We start from the raw sequence: 21,854 nt of genomic DNA on the forward strand, positions 1-21,854 counted from the left end.
TCAACTGCTTGTAATTTATCTTCTACAGTATATTTAGCCATAGAAAAACTGCACCTCCAATTGTTAGATGTGTCTAACAATTGGGGTGCAGTTCAATTCTCCGATGAGCTACAGGGTTCTCTACATATCATAATATAATATTCATTCAGAAACATCTTGGAACGTTATACCAGGGAAAACGGTACAAATCTTATCATAAAAAACTCTTGTTTATATATTTTCCTAACAGATCACTGAAAATCTTCCTCAATGTACCCATCTTTTATTTTAACAATTCGATCACATATAGCAGAAACTGTTTCGTCATGTGTTACTAAAATAAATGTTTTTCCTTCTTGATTTATTTTCTTAAAAATATTTAAAATAAGCTTTTCCGTTTCTTCGTCTAATGAACCTGTTGGTTCATCAGCTAAAATAAGTTCTGGTTCGTTAATTAATGCTCTTGCAATTGCTACTCTCTGAGCTTGACCACCAGATAATTCTCGTGGATATTGAAAAGCTTTGTCTTCTAATCCCAACTGCTTTAGTAAAGAAAACACCTTAGATTTTACTTCCCCTTTACTTTTTTTGGAATATAATAAAGGCAGAGATACATTATCAAATATATTTTTTTCCTCTATTAAAGCGTAATTTTGCAAAATAAAACCAATATTTTCTTTTCTCCATGAAGTAGTTTCTTTGTAGCTAAGTTCTGTAATGTCTGTATCATAAAAATAATAATTTCCACTTGTCGCCTGTTCTAATCCCCCTAGTATATGTAACAAAGTTGATTTTCCTGTACCACTACGCCCTTTTATTGCAAGCATTTCACCTTTTTTTACTGTTAAATTAATTTCTTTTAATACATCTTGATTTCTCTTTCCAATACTATAAGATTTTTTCAATTTAGTTAGCGTAATCAATATTCTACACCTTTTTCTTTAATAAATTAGATATATCTAAATTTTTAATTCTAATATATAAAGGCAACATCCCCAATATTGTAATCACTAATCCTATACTAATTAATAAAAAGTAATAAGACATTGGCATAATCCCCACAAATGTAATACCTATAAAAGCAAAACTAATACTTAAAAACATAATAAAAAGTACTTCTACAAACATATAACTTAAAATATTATATAATGTTGCTCCTGAAATAAAATGAATGGAGTACTTTTTTATATTTATGTTCCATTTCATAATGAATGATAAGAAAATACTAAATATACAGAAACAAAATAATATGACTACTAACATAATCAGTAAATTCATATTTTGATTAAACATTGACATCATTAAATCTATTCCTACACCATTAGCACCTATTACTGTTAAATCGTAAAAATTAGTAGATTGTGAAATTTCATTTATTATTTTTCTTACTTGTAAAGTATCTTTTTCTGTAAAAACTTGACCATTAATAAGTTGCAAATATTGTCTTTTCTGAAAGGTATTATCATCTTCATTTAATGGTTCTTGTTCTAAAATTAAGCTTGGCATTATTATATGTTTATCTGTATAAAATTCTATATTTTCTCTTACAGGTAATATTGTATCTGATTTCAATATCCCTACAACTTCAGCTTCCATTTGTTTAAATATATACTCTATTTTGAGTTTATCACCTATTTTATACATAGATTTGTAGTCAGATCCTAAAATTATTGGAATTACTTTATTATCTGTATACAAAAAGTCTTCAGTTTGAAATTTCCTTCCTTGTTCTAATTCAACATCAAATGTATTAAGTACCTGCTCATTTATTTGTAAAGATTTAACCCTTTTGTATTGTTTTCCATCAATATCATAAGGAGGGAGCACCCCATCTCCTTCACCGTATCCTTCCAAATATGTATCATTTCCATTAAAATCACGAACTCCTATTGGCTGTAATGCAGTGTTTAAATAAATGAAATCTTTACTTTTTCCGAGGTGATTATAAAAATCCTTCAAAATCCTTAGACTATTTTCATTCCTTACAAATTGTTCCTCTTTTTCACCAAATAAATTATCTGATAATTGATAAATATTTTTCCCTTCATATTGTGCGTAAAAACTCTTTGTCCTTGAATCTACATTATTAAAATGCAAAAACAAAACCGATAGTAACACAAATAATACCGTTGCTTGTATAAAGAGCAATATAGAAAAAAATTTCTTCTTTAATAAACTCTCTTTTACTTCCATAAAAATTTGTTTCAATTCGATTTCAACACCTTCATACAATTTTTCGAAGAATAAATAAGGCTAGATAATAAAAATAATCCTAAAGTAAAAATGATCATATATAATAATCCTATGAAAAAGATTTTATGATATATACCCGAATGAATCATATATATATCAATATTAAATATTAAAAACAATAAAATCCCCGCAACATAAGATCCTAAAGATATAAACATATATTTTTTACATACTGAACTATAAATTACAAAAGATCGATGTCCAATTAAATATTGCATAGCAATTAATATTCTCTTTTTATAAATCCAATAACTTGAAAATAATATATTCATAGTTAATACAATTATAGAAAGAAAAGTTAAAATCTTATTATTAATCTCTTCACTTTTAAACAGTCTCTCTGTTCCTTTTACTTTATTCTCTATTTGAAAAATCGAATCATCATTCATAAAGAATGTCTTTAATTTTTCATATGAAATTTGAGTGTTTTTTCCACTATCCAAAACGTATATTCCTGTAGAACTAAAATTCAAATCAAAAAGAGCGTCTAAATTTAAATAGACCATATTATCAACATTAGATTTTACTTCAGTGCCAATCACACCTATAATTTCGAAACAATACCCTTGATAATTAAAACATTTTTTTTCGTTTATATTTTTTATATCTTTAAAATCTTTACCAACTACTGCTAATTTTTTATTGTGAAAAAAATCCTCTTTTTGAAAAAAACGTCCGCTTTTCATAGGAATATTATTTATAGATTGACTTGAATAAACCCCTCTTATATGTTTTTCACCAACGTTTTCTTTAAAGAGAGTATAATTACTATTTTTAGTTTCTTTAATAAAACTATTTAAATGCTGATCTGCCTTAGAATCTTTAATACTGAAATGAATACTTGTTGAACTGTAAAGTTCATTTGTTAATTTATCTATATCATTTTTTTTTACAAAATAAGAACTAACCATCATTAACATAAATGTTGTAATAACAATAAAAACACTTAACAATAAATCATCAATATTAATTTTCCTTTTTATATTCATATATTCATTCCACTCTTAGAAACAATGTATTTATAAATCATTTATTTATACTATAATCTTTATGCAGAAAATTACAGTATAAATAAAACTAATGTAAGTATAATTTTAATACTCACATTAGTTTTTAAAATTATAGTAGCTTATATACCCCAATAAGTTTTAGCAACGTATGTTGATAGACTTTTATCAATCCATCCAGATGTTGCTGAACTTATATCAACACCATAGCTTCTGCCACTGTCTGCCTTTACAGTTCCAAATGCGTTTTCATATCTTGCACGAGAATAATGTTCCACACCTTTCCACTTTGTTGTAGCTTTTACCCTTTCGGTATCTGGACTAGACTGACTACGATATTCTTTCGTTGCAGTATGAGAGTCTGGTTTACTACTTGCAGCATACAAAATTGGAGAATTCATAGTATTCTCATTCTCATTCACACCATTAACATAACCTGTATCTTCACTCCAACCTAATGTTTCAGCTCCTGCACTATTAGGTAAAAAGCTTATTCCACCTATAAGAGCAGTAGTTAGTGCTAATCCTTTAATTCCTTTTGTAAAATTCATAATTCATCCTCCCAAAATAAATATTATAAAATTAGCATTATTCAAAAATACTAATACGAGTTAAATATTAACATTTAACACACATTATAACAATGTTATTTGGAATATTTATCTATTATTTTTCTTATATGTACATAATTTGGAAATATTTTAAAATAAATTTCTAAATTACCATCAATAATATTCATAGTTCTTGATATAAATTTTCTTTATTATTATCCGTATACATTTCTACTATATGATTAACAATAGTTTCTTTTTTTACAACAGTTTTAAACTTATAATATACAGTATATGCAATTTATCGTAACTTCCATTTCGCTTTATTCCTACTTTGCTAGGTCAAGATATGATTAAATGAAAATCAAATCGAGCTGTTTAGAGAAAAATTAATTCAAATAGGTGTAAAAGAACAACAAGTACATATTATATCTTCGGCTACATTTTATGATTTACCTATTCGGGAGCGAACATTATAAAATTCGTATTTTCTTGATTTATTTTGATCAATCTTTTTTATAATATCTCAAGAATTTAAACAAGAACTCATGGATTCTAATCAAACTTTATTTCAACCCCACCACGACTAATAATTCTAACAAAAAAAGAGGCTGGGACATAACTAAATGGTTCCTTCATAAAGCCGAATAATCTCTAAATTAACAAAACACGATAAATAGAAAAACCGAACTATTTCGAAACACTTCATGAGCGTTTCATTGGATAGTTCGGTATTTTTGTTGGCTGAAACACTTTTGTCCCAGCCTCTTTTATTTGCCGTAATAGATTTTTTACTATATTTCTGTTCGATTTTCCCATCAACAATAATGAATCAGAAAACACCCATCGTGTGCGAACCGGGCTAAAAGATACAGATGATATATGTTTTATAAATTATCTGGATGGCCTTCATGAATATTATTTAGACACGAATGATTTTCATATTTATAAGCTACATATACTGAGACATAAAGCTATCATAAAAGAATGATTAGAAGAATTTAGAGATAATAAAAAAATATATTCTAAATATAAATGGGTGGCTCAATATCATAATTATTATTGTGATGAATATTTTAAACAAGAAGCTATTCAACAATTTAATTTAAAAATTTCAGGTGTTCAACCTCGTGGTTTTTCTAGAATCATCGTAAATAATGCAATAGTCATAGACAAAAATAAATAGATGTTTTCGCCTTATATACAATAATGGAACTTTGACGACATTGAAATGTGCGAGTTAGTACAAAACTCTGTACAAACTCGCACCCTTATATTGCAATAGTCAATCGCCTTTCACAATAAAACACCCATTTACTATCATTTATTGTCAGTTTAATTGATTTTGAGAGCCTTTATATTTTTTTGATATAGGCGCTGATTTCTAAAATTCATTTCAATCCATGATAACACTGTGTTATCATGTGTATGCCAAGTTTTCAAATCTGGAATTAACTGATTTTCTACAGCAATATCATTAAACGCTATAACACAAACTCCAAATTCTCTTTCCCCCAAATAGCCCATTCTAATGATGGAGATAACCAAATCACAATATAATACTGCATCAGCTGGGCTTTCCTTTGGTCCAAATTCAAGAATATCGTAGTAATCATCCTCACCTATCCAAACAGGCATTTTAATCCAATTGTAATATTGGAATTCAATGGAGGAGACTTGCCATAAAGGGGATATTATTAGACACTTATATTAGAACGTGCCATACGATTCATTCGGAACAGGGTGAGGGTAAAAGTAAGACCTTGAGGATTGCTGTCCCCAAGGTCTTCTAAATCAAATATCTTTTTTTAGTCTTCCCATAGCCTCATCAAGCGTTTCATATTGGATGTTATCATATTCCCAATTCAGGTGACGATTAATAGCCTTAGCTACCTCATCCCAAGTTGGTCGTATACAATCTTCCAATATTAAATTTATTTCTTTTTCTATTAACGTCAGATCAAGTTCATTTACCAAAAAAGTTGCTCTGCCATCTAGTAGCTTATCTTCTTCTAAAATTGAAAGTAATCTTTTAGGTGTCATAATCCTAAAATAAAAATATTCAACTCCCTCTGAATCAGCAGTCCCTATATCTGCACTTGCAGGGAGTACGAAATCATCTACTATCTCAGGCTCACCACGTAATAGAATTCTTTTCAAAACAGGAACTATCAAAAAAATCACTCCAAATCAAAAATTATTCAAGTTCAACATGGTAATTCGTAAGTCTGTTACCTTTGTTATTAAACGTTTCAAAATTCGCTTCGTATACACCTTTGCCATACTTTCTTCCTGTCCTTACAGACCTTAATCCATCTTTACTAGTATAGAGCATTCCACCGTTAATTTTTTGCACTTTCGCTCCCTTACCAACAAAATTAATTGCTGCATTATATATTAAGTTAGCTGAAACTTTCGTACCTTGCAAACCATCGTTTTTCTTCGACCTTCTAGCCAAATTCGCCAAGTCGGAGGCTGAACCGCAGAACTTATTAATATTATGAACCCAAATGCCCAAATCACTTACATAGTACGTATGGAATTCATCAACAGTAAAGTTATAAACCTTGACCAACTCATCGTGCTTAACTATGTTAATTTCGTCAATCGTCAAGGTATTTCCATTACTCTGCTGTAACTTGTCCCCCACTTGCAAGTCAGCCGCTAACACCCAACCTTTACCCTCAACCCAGAATGGATGATTATCAGTTGTTTCAATGACTTGGTCACCTACCGTTAGTTCATAGATGATTTCCTTATCATTTCGATATAAAAGTGTGACTTCTTTGTAAGCCTGTTCACCTGCTACTTCATCCTTAGCAAGAACCATATCTCCGACTTCAATGTCTTCGATATTCTTCTCTCCTTCATCCGTTAAAACCTTTGTTCCTGCGACAAAGCAATTACATCCGGCTTTTACCGTTTTACCTACACCCTTAGTAATCTTTGTTGCACGATATAGGCGCTTCACTTTTCCGATAGGAAGAAAATTTGATGCCACTGCCCAGGCAATTTGCTTTTTGTTTTTCCCTGCTTTATATGCTTTATAACCATCGTAGATTGCAAAACCTGCGTTGATAACGAGCCATACCCATTTACCATCTGGGTCTGTTTTCGTTATTGGATTATCATCTCCGTATGTGTAACCGTTCATTGTAACAGGGTCATCTTCGTCTCCTGGATCAGGGTCACGAGAGATGAAACGTGCTGTTGCTGGATTGTAGTAACGAGCTTGTAAATAGTATAGCTTTGTTTCGGCATCGTAGACATAGCCTGCGTAGAGAATTGGTTGCCCTTTTATACGACTGTCGGTTGGTTCAGCTGATAGTAAGTTACCCCATGGATCATAATCGTATGTCGCAACGGTTGCACCATTTTGGTCTTGAATGCGAACGACATCACCACGGTAGTTCGTTACGTATTCGAATGATTCCCCTGCTGCGTTTGTTAGATTTACTACTTTGCCATTGTTCCAAGTAATCGCCCAAATCGTTTTTTGGTTTGCATCTGTGACACGGACTAAATTAGAGCCATCATAGTAATAATTGTACGTTGTTGCACCGTCTGTTTTCGATTTTCGTAAGCCATCCGGGTGATACGTATGTTAATTGATATATGGGAATCCGAATTAAATTCAAAAGCACCCATTACATATTGAATGTTCTCATCACTGCTAATGAATTCTTTATCGTTTATTCCATATACCGAAACCTCATTAGAAACAAACGCTACCGACCTAACTTTTAATTTTAGACCAGGTTTTAAGCTTCTAAGTAATATACCGTTCTTAGAACACGTTTTAACATTTGAACCATTTACTAATATTTCACCAAATGTCATTGTATACTGGGGTTCCTCGATATTCTTAATGAAGTAGCCATCTTGAATCTCAATATAATCATCTTGAACATCGAAAATGTCTTTAGTCTCTCCAATTTTTAAGTACTCTTTTGCCTTTTCATAGCTATCTTCTTTTTTCCGGTATAAAGATGTCTGGAAATGAAATGTTATTCTCCCTATCGGAACTCTTAGCCTGTGATGTTGAGAGGATATGTATTTTTTCTAAATAATACTTCACGATAGCTAAATATTCTCTGGAGTAGTACTTAATACGAAATTCAGATGGTGTTGCAGCTGGTAAGCCGGTAACGTTAAGTCCTAAATCTTCACCAATGGATTCGGCTCGATATAGATGGAATCGATTTGTCACAACTACAACTGTGGAATCTTTGTCTATGTAATCCAATGAATACTGAAAGTTTTCAAGAGTGCGAGTAGAATTGGATTCGGTGATGATTCGTTGTTCATCAATACCTAATTGCATTAATGATTCTTTAATTACAGAAGCTTCAGACACAATTTCGTCCTGCCCCTGGCCACCAGAAGCGATGGCAATTGTATTTGGATTTTCTTTTAAGTATGCAGCTGCGGTCGTGATGCGCTCTAACAGCAGACTAGACGGTTGATCCCCTGATAAACGAGTACCTAAAATAATGAGGTAATCTGCATTTTCTTTCGCAGTATTTTTGCCTTGAGACACGATAAGTAAGTGTAGGCAAAGGAAAAAAACAAGTACTGCCGCGAGCAATATAGTGATAAGCTTGAATACCTTCTTCATAATAACCTCCCTTATACACTGTAACGATTGACATTATATAAATTATCGGTAGCAAATTTCAATATATGAGATTGTTTTTTAAAGGCTTTTCTAAAGGATCGTTGCTATTACTACCCTTTATATCTTTTCTTAAATAGTCTGTGGAGTAAATATAAAACGACAGTTAATAAGCTCAGAATAGAAAATTGTATTGTTGATGTCCAAAATATAAATATAACATCTGCGCCTAAAAAAATCTCGCCCGGTGGCAGTTCTTTAGAGGGCGAAGGGAATAAAATTATAAAAGAATAAATAATAACAGAACAAAAGAATCCTAAATATATAGAAAGTAAGCATTTGTGGAATTCTAATTTAAATTTTATTAACAAAAAGAAAATATAAATAGGCACAATGATAAAAGGAAGAATAAGCAGTTGCAAAAGAATCGAATCATAAAAAAACTTGAGCAAAGCAAACAATAACAATGTATGCGATAGATACTATTGCATAGTTTATATTATTCATTTCATCCTTCACGATTAAACATTTGGTTGCTAGGAGCTATTTTATGTTCTTCAGCAAATAAGCCCTTTCACTAAAAGAAATCTTACAATTTTGAAATATTGGATTCTCTTATTTGAAATCGACCAAACCAGCAAGTTATAATCAAAGTATCACGTGATGGTTTGGAGGTGTTTGCATTGGGACAGAGAGATTAAAAATTGGCGAGCTTGCAGAAAAAACAGGCATTACCAAAAGAACAATCGATTATTATACAAACATTGGCTTATTAGAAGCCGAACGTTCTGCATCCAATTATCGCTACTATGACTCTACAATGATTGAACGACTTCATATTATTGAGCAACGCAAACAACAAGGTCTTTCACTCATAGAAATACAACATGAACTAAACACTTCGCATGAAGAAATCGATGTGCAAATGCTACGTGTAAAAATGCAGGATGTAACTTCTCTACTTGAACAAATAAACAAACAAGACAATAAATATATTGAAAAGATTAAAAAAAATGTTTCACCCGAAAGTATTGCACTTATGCAATCTTTATTTTTACTTATTCATAATTAGGAGGTGACGTTCTGTTCATACAGAACGACTATTTGGAGACCATACTCAACTTATCGATTTTTACCATTTTATTAGCTTTAACTGGCTTTTTCGTGGCAACGGAATTTGCTATTGTAAAAGTACGTTCCTCAAGGCTTGACCAATTAATTGCGGAGGGCAATAAGAGAGCCATTTCTGCAAAGTATGTTGTCAATCATTTAGACGAGTACTTATCTGCCTGTCAGCTTGGTATTACTGTAACAGCGCTTGGTATCGGGATGGTCGGTGAAAAAACCTTTGAGTTTATGCTACACCCTCTTTTTAGCTTGATTGGCATTTCAGATAAATATATGACGGTCTTTACAATTGGTAGTGCTTTTGCCATTGCAACATTTTTACATGTTGTTGTAGGGGAGTTGGCACCAAAAACTGCTGCGATTCAAAAGGCTGAAACGATTACACTCCATTTTGCCAAACCTATTATGTTGTTCTATAAAGCGATGTATCCATTTATCTGGTTCTTGAACGGCTCAGCTCGAGTATTAATTGGCATATTTGGTATGAAGCCAGCTTCAGATCATGAGTTATCACATACAGAGGAAGAATTACGATTACTGCTATCTGAAAGCTTTGAAAGTGGTGAAATCAATAAAACAGAGCTAAAGTTTGTAAATAATGTCTTTGAATTTGATGAACGTATCGCTCGTGAAATTATGGTTCCTCGAACAGAGATTATTGGAATTGAAAAAAATGAATCTTTTACAAATATGATTCATTTTATCGCCGAAGAAAAATATACTCGTTATCCTGTTTATGATGGTGATCGTGATAATATTTTAGGCTTTATCAACGTTAAGGAATTGTTTACACACAGTTTGCTTGAGCAACTTACAGATGATTCATTAATCCTTGAAGATTTCGTTAATCCTGTCATACGAGTAATTGAAACGATTCCAATTCAAGAATTACTTGTGCGTATGCAAAAAGAGCGAATTCATATGGCCATTTTAATGGATGAATACGGTGGGACATCGGGGCTTGTAACAGTCGAGGATATTTTAGAAGAAATTGTAGGTGAGATTCGCGATGAGTTCGATGATGATGAAATTGCAGAAATCCGAAAAGTAAGTGACCAACACTATATTTTAAATGCAAAAATGCTCATTGAAGATGTTGAAAAACTATTAAATGTAACACTTGAAGCAGAAGAAGTCGAAACATTGGGCGGTTGGTTTTTAACATTAAATAATGGCATTAAAGCAACTAAAAATATTGAGTTGGCCCCATATGTATTTAGTATTTATGAGCAGCAAGGCCATCAGATTCATTACATCGAAGTCCGTCCCCTTCGCAATTACCAACTGTTTTAGAAGCATAATCTGACTGACCGATATGGTTTTCTTAATAGTTTATAACAATTTTAGCTTCACTAGTATCATTCATATAGGGCCATTCTAGTTTTTCCAAATACTTTTTTCTTATTCCATTATTAGGCATATCCATATATAATAAATATATGGATATGATTCTATTTTCAGGGGGCATTACATATGAAATTGTTTAAACTATATCATTCGGACGGTATTCATATTATTACCGACGTCAAAAAACACAAAACTAACATTGAATTAAAAACAATTACAGGTGAAGTATTATATATTATCGTCGTAACAGATGAAAACTACACAGTGTACGATGATCGCTTTGCTGGTGCTTCAAAGCAATTAAATTCTGTAGAGGCATTTGATATTGACGGAAATTTCCGTAGCTTAGATTTTGATAATATGCGTTCACTCTTCAAAGAGGCATTTACGAAGCTATTACAAGAGATTGCAGAATGTGTCAATGAAAATGATGAGCTAGTAGATATTGATACACTACGTCATAAAGTAAGCGCTCAAATCAAAGGTATCCATTTCCGTGTTATTTCTGACACGAAAAAATACGAGGTTTAATTATCTAACAGACTGTCCTATGTATAGATTGCTGGACAGTCTGTTTTTTTACGCTTCAATTATTATTACTTTACTCTTAATTTAACCACAGTTACCCGGGAAACAAAAAACATCTCTTAGCACTTTCATGTATAATAGTATTTAACTATTTGGAAGAAAGGGTGTTTTGGATGAATCGTGAACAATTAATCACACTTATTTCAGAAAAACTGAAATTAATCCGTACCGAAAAAGATTTAACACAGGATCAGATGAGTGATTTACTTGGGCTCTCTAAAAAAACACTTGTTCAAATTGAAAAAGGTCGTATTTATACTGGCTGGACCACAACGGTTGCGGTTTGTGCATTATGCCGTGAAAGCTCAATTTTACAGCATGCACTTGGCGGGGATCCACTTGAAGTTGCCGACTTAATCGCTAATAACGGAACCTTACAACCTAAGGAAAAAACGATGGGTGGATACATATGGTGGAAAAATCTTAGCGAGTACAATGGTTATCGCCTACAACAAAACGTCATTAGTCAGCATTTTCGAATTTTAGATACAGAAAACTATCGACTACTATCAACATTCGACGAGTCAATAGTACAGCAAGTATGGGAAAATCTTCAGGAATAACGCAATTATGCCGAGGCATAATTGCGTCCGGAATCGGCTTTGTGCTTAGGCTTGCATAAGGGCCGACACGATGTCGGTCATTTCGGCAATGCCACAGGACGGGCGTTCTACTTCGGCTCTTCTATCCACGACTTTGCTGGTTCTATCCATTACTTTGCCTTTTCTATCCGTTGCTCCGTCTTCAGACTGAGTTCCTCTATTTCAGCGGATGTTTGGACACCCACTGAAAAGTGACTTAAAACCGCATTCATCTCACCACCTATAGAGGTGAGAGACTTCTGTAGCTGACGCTTTGCTTTCGCTACCAAAACACTTGCTGAAAGAAGTTAAATACTGTACTTGCGCATAGCGTAGCAGCATTAAATACTTCTACTTATGCGCGAGTAGTACTAGAATTGCAAGAATATTTGTTAATGCTGCACTTGCACCACACCACCACCTTTCTCCGTTCGCCCTTTTTCTTTATTTATTGCTTACTCTCACCTCTCTTAGCTCTTTTCATAATGCCATTACATCCATGCCTTAAATTTCCATCACCTTACCTCCTATAAAGATGGATTTTCTGTTCCATTATTACTCCTTAGCTACTGAAACATCACTGAATACATTAAAAAATGGCATCACTATATACTTCATAATCTTATTGAAATGGCTGTAGTAAATAATTCTCTCTCTTCGCTATTTCAACACTATAGACAAATGAATAAGGAAATGGAATCACTTCGTCATATGATAAAGTGTAACTAGAAACCGATAGTATGGGATAACTTTTCATTCAAACTTTTGGTAAAAGATACATTAGTCGAAATTTGTAAAACTATTCTCTATACTTAATAATAACTTCTCTAATACTGGAAAGGATGCTCTTTTATGGATCGAATACTAGCAATTAGTGATATACATGGGGAATTAGAACTTTTTGAAGAATTATTATTACAAGCTAATTATGATACTATGCAAGATCAACTATTTTTACTTGGTGATTATATTGATCGAGGACCTGCATCTTGTGGCGTTTTAAACTTAGTGGGAGAATTGCAAGCAAAAGGTGCACGTGTTCTACTAGGAAATCATGAAGCCATTATGCTAAAAGCATGTCGCTCTGGTCATCCTAAGCCATGGAATCATTGGGTGGGACTTTGCGGTGGTGATGCAACACTTGCAAGCTATGGTTATCAGTTAGACGATTTTAAAGAAGCCATTGAAAATGATACATTACCTAGCTTTATTCAGACCTTACCAAAGCTCGAAGAACATTTACAGCTTATCGAAACCTTTGATACTTACATCGAATTAGAGGATGCCATTTTTGTACATGGCGGTGTTGTTCCTGGAGTAGCTTTAGCAGAGACAGATCCCATACAATTTTTATGGATTCGTGAAGAGTTTCATGTAGGTTATCAAGGCGAGAAAACTGTAATCTTTGGTCATACACCTACCTACAGACTTCACCAAAGTCCAACTGATTACAGTGTCTATTTTGGTGAAAATAATATTATTGGGATTGATGGTGGAGCTGTTTTTGGAGGTAAGTTACACGCATTAGAATGGCCAAGTCGTCAAATAATCTCTGTGGAAAAGGAAAAGCCAACAAGTGTAGAATAACCTGTTGGCTTTTCGTGCTGATGAAGATAAAGCTTTAATACAATTTAAAAATAACACCTACTAAAGAGTACACAATAACCGTTGTAAATAAAATGGTCATATGGATAAGTGAGAAAACAAACATTTTTGTCGCCCACTTTATTTGATCTTTATTACTATGATAACCGTAAATACTCATCACAAGCCAGGCAATGCTTAGCAATAGAGCAACAAGCATAATGCCAACACTTAATGTGCCAAATAAAAAGCTTGATAATATTAATAAGATTAAATAAAAGTTCGATTGATAATAAGTACGACGCATCCCTTTTACAACTGGAAGCATTGGAACGTTGGCCGCTTCGTAATCAGCATGCTTACGAATGGCAATAGCATAGAAATGAGGCATCTGCCAAATAACCATAACTAAAAATAGGCCAAGTATCGCAGGATGTGTAATATCAGTAGAAACTGCAGCCCAACCAATTAAAGCTGGAACCGCCCCACCTATACTCCCTATTTCCGTATTATAAATCGTGCGACGTTTTGTCCACATTGTATAAGGTACTACATATAAAAATACTCCTAATAGACCAAATCCTGCAGCTAGTGGAGAAGCGAGTGCCAACACAGCTGCCCCGAGAATGAGCATGGCAAAAGCTAAAGTTAACGCTGATTTAGCTGACATTTCACCAGTTACAGTTGGTCGACTTTTCGTACGAGGCATTATAGCGTCAATGTCTCGGTCATACACATTATTAAATGTTCCAGCAGCACCAATAACAAGTGCTGAGCCAATCGTTGTGAAAATAATTTCAGGTATACTCTCTACAAAAGTCATTTTATTTTTGTACATACCTAGCGTTAATCCAGCCCACATAGGAATTAAATTGGATTTAATGATTCCTGTTTTTACTGTCTGCGCTAAAATAGAAGAGCGTGAGGACTTCTCCAATGACTTCTTGGAAGGTTGTTGTTTATGCTCCGTTTTTAGATTTTGTTCCATTCATCTTAATTCCTTTTCTCTCTTAATTTCTACACGATTTCCATTAGAAAGCGACAAATTTTGCATTAGACATATCAAATTATTATTCTACCTCTTTTAGATAGAGTCTGTCTCAATGTTCACATAAAGTACATGATTTTCTTTATTCTTTTATTTTCTACCTAATGAAAATAGAGATACACGTTCATTCACAACATCCTCTATGATACCACCGACTGACGTGAATTTGAACCTAATTGGCTTGATTCTTTGCATATTACTATTCAAGTAAAACAATCTACTCTATACTTAGGTGTATGTTTTAACTATATGAAGGAGTGTCTACCACGTGAAATACGGATTTATCGGCCTTGGGAATATGACTACGGCTATTATTAAAGGAATGTGTAAAAGCGGAGATTTTGATCCTACTTTTATTTATGGCCATAATCGTACCAAAGCAAAAACAACAAAATTAGCAACCTCTTACGGTATTCAAGCCGTAAGCTCTATTGAAGATATTATGTCAAATTGTGACGTCATTATCCTCGGTGTTAAACCCCAAATGTTACCAGATGTTTTGCCAGAGGTGAAAAAGCATTTACAAGACAACCATGTCATTGTTTCCATTGCTGCAGGTAAAAATATTTCATATTTTCAAGGTTATTTATCTGAAGTTACCCCTATTATTCGTGTAATGCCAAATATTAATGCGCTTATCGGTGCCTCTACAAGCTGCTATATAGCGAGTGAAGAAGTACCAGATGTGCAGCTTCAGCATGTCATTTCACTGTTTGAAACAGTTGGCACAATAATTGAGGTGCCTGAACATTTATTTTCCATATTTACAACAATTGGTGGTGCTTCTCCAGCCTTCACCTATATGTATATTGACGCTTTAGCACGTGCTGCTGTACGTGAAGGGATGCCAAAAAGCATGGCGCTTGATATTGCAGCAAATGCAGTACTCGGCAGTGCAAAAATGATTATACAATCACAGGAACATCCCTGGGCACTTGTAGATCAGGTATGCTCACCGGGAGGAACAACTATTCAAGGTGTATCCTCATTACAAAGCAATCATTTTGAAACAACGATTCACGATGCAGTAGCTGCTGTGACTGACAAAGATCGAAGCTTATCAAAATAACTCTTGATTGATACACTAAAAATAAAATGAAACCGAGACATTCTAAATGTCTCGGTTTTCATTTTGTTTAATGTGTAATTTTAAATAAAGTTATAGCTCTTCGGCAAAGTGAGGAGTTGATTTCCGTTCCGACTGAGCGCTTTCCTGGGGGCGTCCGATGAGCCGCTTCACTCGCGATGCTCGCTCCAGGGTCTCATCTGTGACGCTAATCCCCAAGGAGTCGCTCAGTCTCCACTCCAATCAACCACTACACATAGCATGTACTTACTGTCATTTAACTATAATATATAGTGATAAAACGAAACTTTAACTTCACGGTCTTGTCTGCATTAAAGCGTAGCGTCAGCAACAAATGTTTTCTGTGCGAAAGCGTAGTGTTAACGTAGCGTCAGCAACAACATAAGCGTAGGAACGACTCAACATATCCCCATAGGAGAATAGCCTTGAACGAATCAACTCATTTTAAAGGATTTCCTTGACCATTTTGTTTTTTATTGAATATTATCTTGTAATTCCTGTGCTAAAAATGCAGTTAGATCACGCAGATTTTCAGGTGTAACACCATGACCGTCTGGGTACTGTTTAAATGTTACAGTAGCACCAAATTGCTCAAATTTTTCTTTACTTTCAGCACCCCATTGCGAAGGGATAACATAATCGTAATCACCATGAGAAATAAATGCATGTAAATGATTCACTGGGCGAATTGCATATTCTTCTGTCACGAATTTTGGTGTGTAGCCACTTAATGCTACTATTCCTGTAATTAAATTCCCCATTGCAAAAGCAAGTGACTGTGCCAAAACTGCCCCTTGACTAAATCCAAGCACGTACACCTTATGTGGATCAATTTGATATTCATCAATTGCCTCTAACACAAATCGTTGTAGCGCAACTAACACTTTATCGAAAATTTCACGGTCTGGATTACCGACATCTTGGATCGTGAAAAAAGCATAGCCAGGCTTTTGCGCAATAGGTCCGCGTAAGCTAAAAACATGGCATTGCTCTTTAAATTCCTGCACTAATTGCGGTAAATCATCTTCATTGCTACCCATTCCATGTAATAAAAAAATCGCTGGATATTTTTTATTTGGGTCCATATTCGTTGGTTGTGTATGTTTAAATGTAAATGGTGTATTCATTATAAAATTCCTTTCAGGTGAACTTAGTGTCACCTTATTATACTGCAAAAGATATTAGCTATCATTATTAATAAACTATAGGCCTTTCGCCATATTGTGGGTTGATTTCCGTTCCGACTGGGCGCTTTCCTGGGGGCGTCGGGGCTTGTGCGAAAGCGTAGTGCAACGTAGCGGCAGCGACAGGATGTTTTTTGTGCGAAAGCGTAGTGCAACGTAGCGGCAGCGACAGGATGTTGGTCACGAAGGCGTTATCACAGGATGTGATGCTTTTAGCCTTCGTTCCTCTATCGCTGATCCCCAAGGAGTCGCCCAGCCTTCACTCCAATCAACTTATATACATGACATACGTTTTAACAAATGTCACCCCAATTTTTAGTGATGAGCCAAACTATATTATTTCTGTTTTATTAATAATCCCATCTGTGTGATAGGCAATATAGCCGTTAATTATGCGAATCGTTTCTTGTGGGTCAGCGTTAAATAGCACTTTTGATTGCTCTGGTGTTGAGACAAGTACCGTTAATAAATCTACGCGCATTGAATGTCCCGCAGAGCTATAAGCATAATCGTAAACAATATCTTCCTCTGTCACATTGTCTGTCACATACTGCTTATGAAACAATTCTTTAGCGGCATCCATTTGTTCCGCGACCTGCTGACGAATACGCATTTGATGCATCAATAGCTCTTCCTCAAGTACAGTGGTCTTTAACCACTCTTTCTTTTCGAGCATCTTCAAAAACTCTTTTTCCCAAACTTGCTCACTTTCAGTAAAATACAGCATATTCATCATTAACCTATCCCAAAAGTCAATTTGAGATTGTGCTGATTTACGCTGTATCTCTATTACTGCTTTAAAGTGCTCTTCAACCTTCGTAATATTCATATTGCGCACTAAATGATTACATACATTTTCAATAAATTTATTTGCCACTTCTTGTGCCATCAAAAAAACCCGTCCTTTTTATCTACAAATCATTTCTCCACTATCATATCATGATTGTAGAATATAAAGAAATGGGTAACGTTTAGATCTGCCAGCCATATAGGCTGCCATAGATTTACATAGCTAACAAAAAAACATCCTCGTCATAAGACAAAACAAGGATGTTGTATGAACACTTTATACTTCAGAAGTAGTAATTGAATCTAAAATATACTTTGCCTCATTGTGAAGTGTTTGGTAGTTCTCCTGTAATATATTGGGAGGTATTGGTTTACTGAATAAGAAGCCCTGTACAGTATCGCATTTGCTTTCTATTAGATATGATAGCTGTTCGATCTCTTCTATCCCTTCTGCAACTACCTTTAACTGTAGATGCTTTGCCATAGAGAGAATCATGTCAACTAATGCCTTATCTGTAGAGTTCGATTGTATTTTCTGAACGAATGATCGATCAATTTTCAAGCAATCTATAGGAAAATCCTTCAAATAAGATAATGACGAATAGCCTGTCCCAAAATCATCTACTGCGATCGTAACCCCAAGTGCCTTCAATTTGTGTAAGATCGTCGTCATATGATCAATATTGATGGTCATACTTTCCGTGATTTCTAGCTGCAAATATTTCGGCTCTAATTGTGTTTTCTCAAGAACATTATGAATAATTTCAACTAAATTTTGCTGAAAAAGTTGACCTAATGACAGATTGACCGCTACTTTAATGGGTGGCAATCCAGCTGCTTCCCAACTCTTTACTTGTTTACAGGCTGTTTCTAGTACCCATTGTCCTATAGGAACTATTAATCCCGATTCCTCAGCAATTGGAATAAAGCCTCCCGGCGAAATCCAACCCTTTTTCGGATGCTGCCATCTGACTAAAGCCTCTACTGACTTAATTTGGCCAGTATGTAAATCTAGTTGCGGTTGATATTCTAAAAAAAGCTCTTGATTAGCTAATGCATCATGTAAATCATTTTCTAATAAAAGTCGTTCAGTCGTTTCATTTGATATTGAAGACTCATAAAACCGTATACGTGTTGGCGTTTTCTGTGCTTCATGCATGGCATAAAGTGCAAATCTTATAAGTTCCTCTTCCCTACTAGAATGTGTTGGAAATAAAGCAATACCAATATTTAATTGACTATTTAGAGAAAAATGTTGTATTTGGAATGATTCTTCCATGACAAATTGAAGCTGTTGACTTAGTTGGGTCAATTGATGAGTATTATTCACCTCATCAATATAAACGACAAAATAATCTTCTCTCAGTATGCATAGTAGATATTTCTCTGGTAAAACATTTTTCAATCTTTGCGCGATAAGACCTATCATTTGGTCTGCATATGTACTGCCTAAAGACGCTTTAATAGCAGAAATTCTTTCTATACCGATAGTAAGAATTGCCTTTTGTGAACTAGATATGTATAAATCTTGTTTTAATAGTTCCATCAAAAAACGTTCATTTGGTAAATTCGTAATCTCATTATGATACGCCATATAATGCATCTTTTCACGAGATTCTTCTAAATGCTCTTGTGTATCAACTAACTGCTGAAAAGGTTTTTCGATAGATGAAAAATAAATAGCTCTAAATAAAAGATAAAATGCACTTAACTGAAAAATATGTCCAATAAAATTTTTAATATCATAGACATCTCGATAAATTGTAAAAAGATAATCGCTCATAATTAAATAAAGTGAACTGCCAAATAATAAAAATACAATTTTAGGTGCTTTTTCAAAATTTTTAAGCAACAGAACCATAATCACTAAATGTATCGCTACAGCTACATATTGCAAAGTATTTTTTAAAACAGTAGGACCTTCACTTTCTATCATAAGTGGTGGCAATATAGGCGTTGGGGCATAGATGACGACAAAACAACCAGTGATTATTACAAACGGCAAGCTATAAATAAACCAACGATAAATTGATTTTATTTCCTTCTCCTTTATAAAAAAAATAATGAGAAAACCAATCGATAATAGTAATCGGCTAAACATGTAAAACCATGTTGATGCATACGGCGTACTTTCAGTAATGAAAAAAGGCATTCCTTTATAGGAGAGCGCGTGAGCCATTTCTAATAAGCTAATCGTTAAAAATAAAGTGCCTGCATAAAGAACTCTATTAGATAAAATATAAGGCGTAATTAACCATGTCTGAATTGAAATAGACATTGTCACTACAGTAATAAGCATTTCCATCATTAAATGAATCGTTACATAATTGTTCTCTCCAAATATCCCATAAAATTTATCACTACCCAAACCAATAACAATTAATAAAATCATTGATAATAGGATGAATTGAATGCCCTGCTTCACAAAAGAAAAATCCTCATTAAATTTCCACATCATAACTCCCCTTCTTAATCTCTAAATAATTTCCTCCATCTACTGTTTTATTGATGGTTTTAGGATAATTATACTATAAAATTATCATGAAGTATCGACTTTTTAACCAAAATAAAAATAAAAATTCAGGACTAAATAATAAAATAAAGTGAAACTTTAATCAGTAGGAGGGGGTTCTTCATCCTACACTGATTATGAATCTTCACTAATCGGGCTTCGGGATAAAAAGTATCGCTACAAAAAAACACGTGCTGAATGAAGATAAAAAAGATGCCTCAGCTTTTGAGACATCTTCTATCTGCTATGAAAATACATAGCTATCCATATTATCGATTGTATTTTGTATAGCATCTTTTAATGATCGCTGATGCTCACCACAAACGTCTAGTGCCTCCTCTAATGTAATCGCAGCATTTGCCATAAACGGTGCCATTTGCAAATCCTTCGCTAATTGAATAAGGACAAGTGCTTTATTCCATTTCCAACGCGCATTTTTTGGATCTAAGTTAATAGCTTGCTCTAAGTAGCCAAGTGCATCGAATGGCAACCACCCAAAGCGATGCATCGTTTGACCTGTGATCCCCCAATATAACGCCTTGTTCGAGTTTTCTTTTACTGCTTGTCTAAAACAATGGACACTCTCGTTGTAATGATGTGCAAACAAAAACAGTTCACCTTGGGTAAAATATGATTGTGCCTTTTCATTTGAAGTACCTGTTGTCGCTACATCCTCAAGTTCTTTAACACGCTTTGAAAACTCTGTTTCATCTTTTATCGCACGAATTTCGACCACGGCATCCGATTCAGGATAACTTTCATCCGCTCGTTCTTCATGTTGGGTTTCAACAACTAGTGCAGTCTTTGGATAGCTAGCAAAATCATACTCTTCTAATAATTTAATATATTTATCAGCTAACGCTTTCTCGTTTTCATCTGTAACTTGCTTAGCCGCCTCATAACACTTCATTAGCTCACCATTATAAAAATAATCATCCATTGTCATTCAATATTCCTCCAATGTACAACTCTTCAGTATATTTAGTATACACTACAAAAATAAAAAAGACTGATCAAAAATAACTTTTGATACAGTCTCAGCTTTACTTATTTTTTTAATACTTCTTTATTTAAAAATGTACGCAAATCTTCTTCTGATAACGCACCTACAAAACGTTGAACCTCTTTACCACCTTCAAAGCGTATAAAAGTTGGTGTCGCTTCAATATGGTATTTATCCCATAAATCTTGGTATTCATAAACATTTATTTGGGCAATATCAACACCAAGCTCCTTAGCAATAGGCATTAGCTTGGGTGTAAAAGCTTTACAGTGCACACATACTGGACTGAAGAAATAAGCATTTACATCTTCACCGGCTGCCAATTTTTTTTCGAGCTCATCGGGTAACATAATATTTTGGTAATTTTTATCATCCAATTGATCAATTGTTTCTTGTTTCAGTTCTTTGTCGCCATAAGGATTATTCGCACTTGCTAATTTACTGTTGTTCGATACATTTGTTAGCACAATAATTGCCACAAATAACAAAACAATAACTGAGCCAATAATAAGTAATTTTTTCACTAGAATGTGTTCCTCCTTTTTCACACTAAAAACCCTAGTTTTAGTGTATTCGCGATTGATTATAAATGGTTTTT

Annotated in this window: 20 protein-coding genes; 6 read left to right on the forward strand and 14 right to left on the reverse strand. The window is 33.9% G+C overall.

The window, feature by feature from the left end; translation table 11 throughout:
- Positions 1-230: 230 nt before the first annotated feature.
- The 8 genes from ACQKOF_RS08420 to ACQKOF_RS08455 all read right to left on the reverse strand — a co-directional run bounded on the left by ACQKOF_RS08420 (position 231) and on the right by ACQKOF_RS08455 (position 8,408).
- Positions 231-902, reverse strand: coding sequence for an ABC transporter ATP-binding protein (locus ACQKOF_RS08420; RefSeq protein WP_427555413.1), 672 nt, complete (start codon positions 900-902; stop codon positions 231-233).
- 4 nt (positions 903-906) lie between these two features.
- Entirely contained in the window at positions 907-2,187 is a 1,281-nt protein-coding gene (locus tag ACQKOF_RS08425; RefSeq protein WP_427555415.1) for an ABC transporter permease, read from the reverse strand.
- Positions 2,184-3,221: a hypothetical protein gene (locus ACQKOF_RS08430; RefSeq protein WP_427555417.1), complete on the reverse strand. Its 1,038-nt coding sequence runs from the start codon at positions 3,219-3,221 to the stop codon at positions 2,184-2,186. The genes ACQKOF_RS08425 and ACQKOF_RS08430 overlap by 4 nt, the downstream gene beginning before the upstream one ends.
- A 140-nt stretch (positions 3,222-3,361) precedes the next feature.
- Entirely contained in the window at positions 3,362-3,790 is a 429-nt protein-coding gene (locus ACQKOF_RS08435) for a hypothetical protein (protein WP_427555420.1), read from the reverse strand.
- A 1,335-nt stretch (positions 3,791-5,125) separates the two neighbouring features.
- Entirely contained in the window at positions 5,126-5,428 is a 303-nt protein-coding gene (locus tag ACQKOF_RS08440) for a hypothetical protein (protein WP_427555422.1), read from the reverse strand.
- A 156-nt stretch (positions 5,429-5,584) separates the two neighbouring features.
- Positions 5,585-5,965 carry an Imm8 family immunity protein gene (locus ACQKOF_RS08445; protein WP_427555425.1) on the reverse strand — a complete coding sequence of 127 codons (381 nt, stop codon included), beginning with the start codon at positions 5,963-5,965 and terminating at the stop codon, positions 5,585-5,587.
- 22 nt (positions 5,966-5,987) lie between these two features.
- The gene (locus tag ACQKOF_RS08450) at positions 5,988-7,280 is read right to left on the reverse strand and encodes a polymorphic toxin-type HINT domain-containing protein (protein WP_427555762.1); all 1,293 of its coding nucleotides are present in this window, start codon (positions 7,278-7,280) and stop codon (positions 5,988-5,990) included.
- A gap of 474 nt (positions 7,281-7,754) precedes the next feature.
- On the reverse strand, positions 7,755-8,408 hold the full coding sequence (locus ACQKOF_RS08455) for a YdcF family protein (protein ID WP_427555428.1): 654 nt from the start codon (positions 8,406-8,408) through the stop codon (positions 7,755-7,757).
- A gap of 700 nt (positions 8,409-9,108) precedes the next feature.
- On the opposite strand from ACQKOF_RS08455, the gene ACQKOF_RS08460 reads away from it, so the two are divergent.
- The 5 genes from ACQKOF_RS08460 (at position 9,109) to ACQKOF_RS08480 (ending at position 13,636) form a co-directional block, all read left to right on the forward strand.
- Complete coding sequence (locus tag ACQKOF_RS08460) at positions 9,109-9,477, forward strand: MerR family transcriptional regulator (RefSeq protein WP_427555764.1); 369 nt, start codon at positions 9,109-9,111, stop codon at positions 9,475-9,477.
- A gap of 32 nt (positions 9,478-9,509) precedes the next feature.
- Positions 9,510-10,826: a hemolysin family protein gene (locus tag ACQKOF_RS08465; RefSeq protein WP_427555431.1), complete on the forward strand. Its 1,317-nt coding sequence runs from the start codon at positions 9,510-9,512 to the stop codon at positions 10,824-10,826.
- Positions 10,827-11,006: 180 nt separating this feature from the next.
- Positions 11,007-11,411 (forward strand): hypothetical protein, encoded by a 405-nt coding sequence (locus tag ACQKOF_RS08470; RefSeq protein WP_427555434.1) that lies wholly within the window; start codon positions 11,007-11,009, stop codon positions 11,409-11,411.
- Between the two features lie 170 nt (positions 11,412-11,581).
- The gene (locus ACQKOF_RS08475; protein ID WP_427555437.1) at positions 11,582-12,031 is read left to right on the forward strand and encodes a helix-turn-helix domain-containing protein; all 450 of its coding nucleotides are present in this window, start codon (positions 11,582-11,584) and stop codon (positions 12,029-12,031) included.
- 870 nt (positions 12,032-12,901) lie between these two features.
- Positions 12,902-13,636, forward strand: a complete 735-nt coding sequence (locus ACQKOF_RS08480) for a metallophosphoesterase (RefSeq protein WP_427555440.1) — start codon at positions 12,902-12,904, stop codon at positions 13,634-13,636.
- A 34-nt stretch (positions 13,637-13,670) separates the two neighbouring features.
- Here ACQKOF_RS08480 and cyoE read toward each other — a convergent pair whose 3' ends face one another.
- Complete coding sequence (gene cyoE, locus ACQKOF_RS08485; RefSeq protein ID WP_427555443.1) at positions 13,671-14,621, reverse strand: heme o synthase; 951 nt, start codon at positions 14,619-14,621, stop codon at positions 13,671-13,673.
- Between the two features lie 328 nt (positions 14,622-14,949).
- On the opposite strand from cyoE, the gene proC reads away from it, so the two are divergent.
- Entirely contained in the window at positions 14,950-15,750 is an 801-nt protein-coding gene (gene proC / locus ACQKOF_RS08490; protein ID WP_427555460.1) for a pyrroline-5-carboxylate reductase, read from the forward strand.
- 491 nt (positions 15,751-16,241) lie between these two features.
- Here the strand turns inward: proC and ACQKOF_RS08495 are convergent, their stop codons facing one another.
- The 5 genes from ACQKOF_RS08495 to ACQKOF_RS08515 form a co-directional block, all read right to left on the reverse strand.
- A complete protein-coding gene (locus tag ACQKOF_RS08495) occupies positions 16,242-16,895 on the reverse strand; it encodes an alpha/beta hydrolase (protein WP_427555463.1) in 654 nt (217 codons plus the stop codon).
- 388 nt (positions 16,896-17,283) lie between these two features.
- Positions 17,284-17,841: a hypothetical protein gene (locus ACQKOF_RS08500; protein WP_427555767.1), complete on the reverse strand. Its 558-nt coding sequence runs from the start codon at positions 17,839-17,841 to the stop codon at positions 17,284-17,286.
- A gap of 177 nt (positions 17,842-18,018) precedes the next feature.
- The gene (locus ACQKOF_RS08505; RefSeq protein ID WP_427555466.1) at positions 18,019-20,196 is read right to left on the reverse strand and encodes a bifunctional diguanylate cyclase/phosphodiesterase; all 2,178 of its coding nucleotides are present in this window, start codon (positions 20,194-20,196) and stop codon (positions 18,019-18,021) included.
- Between the two features lie 301 nt (positions 20,197-20,497).
- Positions 20,498-21,199 carry an O-linked GlcNAc transferase gene (locus ACQKOF_RS08510; RefSeq protein WP_427555468.1) on the reverse strand — a complete coding sequence of 234 codons (702 nt, stop codon included), beginning with the start codon at positions 21,197-21,199 and terminating at the stop codon, positions 20,498-20,500.
- Between the two features lie 101 nt (positions 21,200-21,300).
- On the reverse strand, positions 21,301-21,780 hold the full coding sequence (locus ACQKOF_RS08515; RefSeq protein WP_427555470.1) for a thioredoxin family protein: 480 nt from the start codon (positions 21,778-21,780) through the stop codon (positions 21,301-21,303).
- Between the last annotated feature and the right edge of the window lie 74 nt (positions 21,781-21,854).

This window comes from Lysinibacillus sp. NPDC093190 (assembly GCF_050280425.1).
Lineage (GTDB): Bacteria > Bacillota > Bacilli > Bacillales_A > Planococcaceae > Lysinibacillus.

Coding starts and splice junctions, on each gene's coding strand:
- ACQKOF_RS08430 (WP_427555417.1), bottom strand. CDS start 3,221: ATGAATATAAAAAGGAAAATTAATATTGATGATTTATTGTTAAGTGTT.
- ACQKOF_RS08435 (WP_427555420.1), bottom strand. CDS start 3,790: ATGAATTTTACAAAAGGAATTAAAGGATTAGCACTAACTACTGCTCTT.
- ACQKOF_RS08440 (WP_427555422.1), bottom strand. CDS start 5,428: ATGCCTGTTTGGATAGGTGAGGATGATTACTACGATATTCTTGAATTT.
- ACQKOF_RS08455 (WP_427555428.1), bottom strand. CDS start 8,408: ATGAAGAAGGTATTCAAGCTTATCACTATATTGCTCGCGGCAGTACTT.
- ACQKOF_RS08470 (WP_427555434.1), top strand. CDS start 11,007: ATGAAATTGTTTAAACTATATCATTCGGACGGTATTCATATTATTACC.
- ACQKOF_RS08475 (WP_427555437.1), top strand. CDS start 11,582: ATGAATCGTGAACAATTAATCACACTTATTTCAGAAAAACTGAAATTA.
- ACQKOF_RS08480 (WP_427555440.1), top strand. CDS start 12,902: ATGGATCGAATACTAGCAATTAGTGATATACATGGGGAATTAGAACTT.
- cyoE (WP_427555443.1), bottom strand. CDS start 14,621: ATGGAACAAAATCTAAAAACGGAGCATAAACAACAACCTTCCAAGAAG.
- ACQKOF_RS08495 (WP_427555463.1), bottom strand. CDS start 16,895: ATGAATACACCATTTACATTTAAACATACACAACCAACGAATATGGAC.
- ACQKOF_RS08500 (WP_427555767.1), bottom strand. CDS start 17,841: ATGGCACAAGAAGTGGCAAATAAATTTATTGAAAATGTATGTAATCAT.
- ACQKOF_RS08505 (WP_427555466.1), bottom strand. CDS start 20,196: ATGTGGAAATTTAATGAGGATTTTTCTTTTGTGAAGCAGGGCATTCAA.
- ACQKOF_RS08510 (WP_427555468.1), bottom strand. CDS start 21,199: ATGACAATGGATGATTATTTTTATAATGGTGAGCTAATGAAGTGTTAT.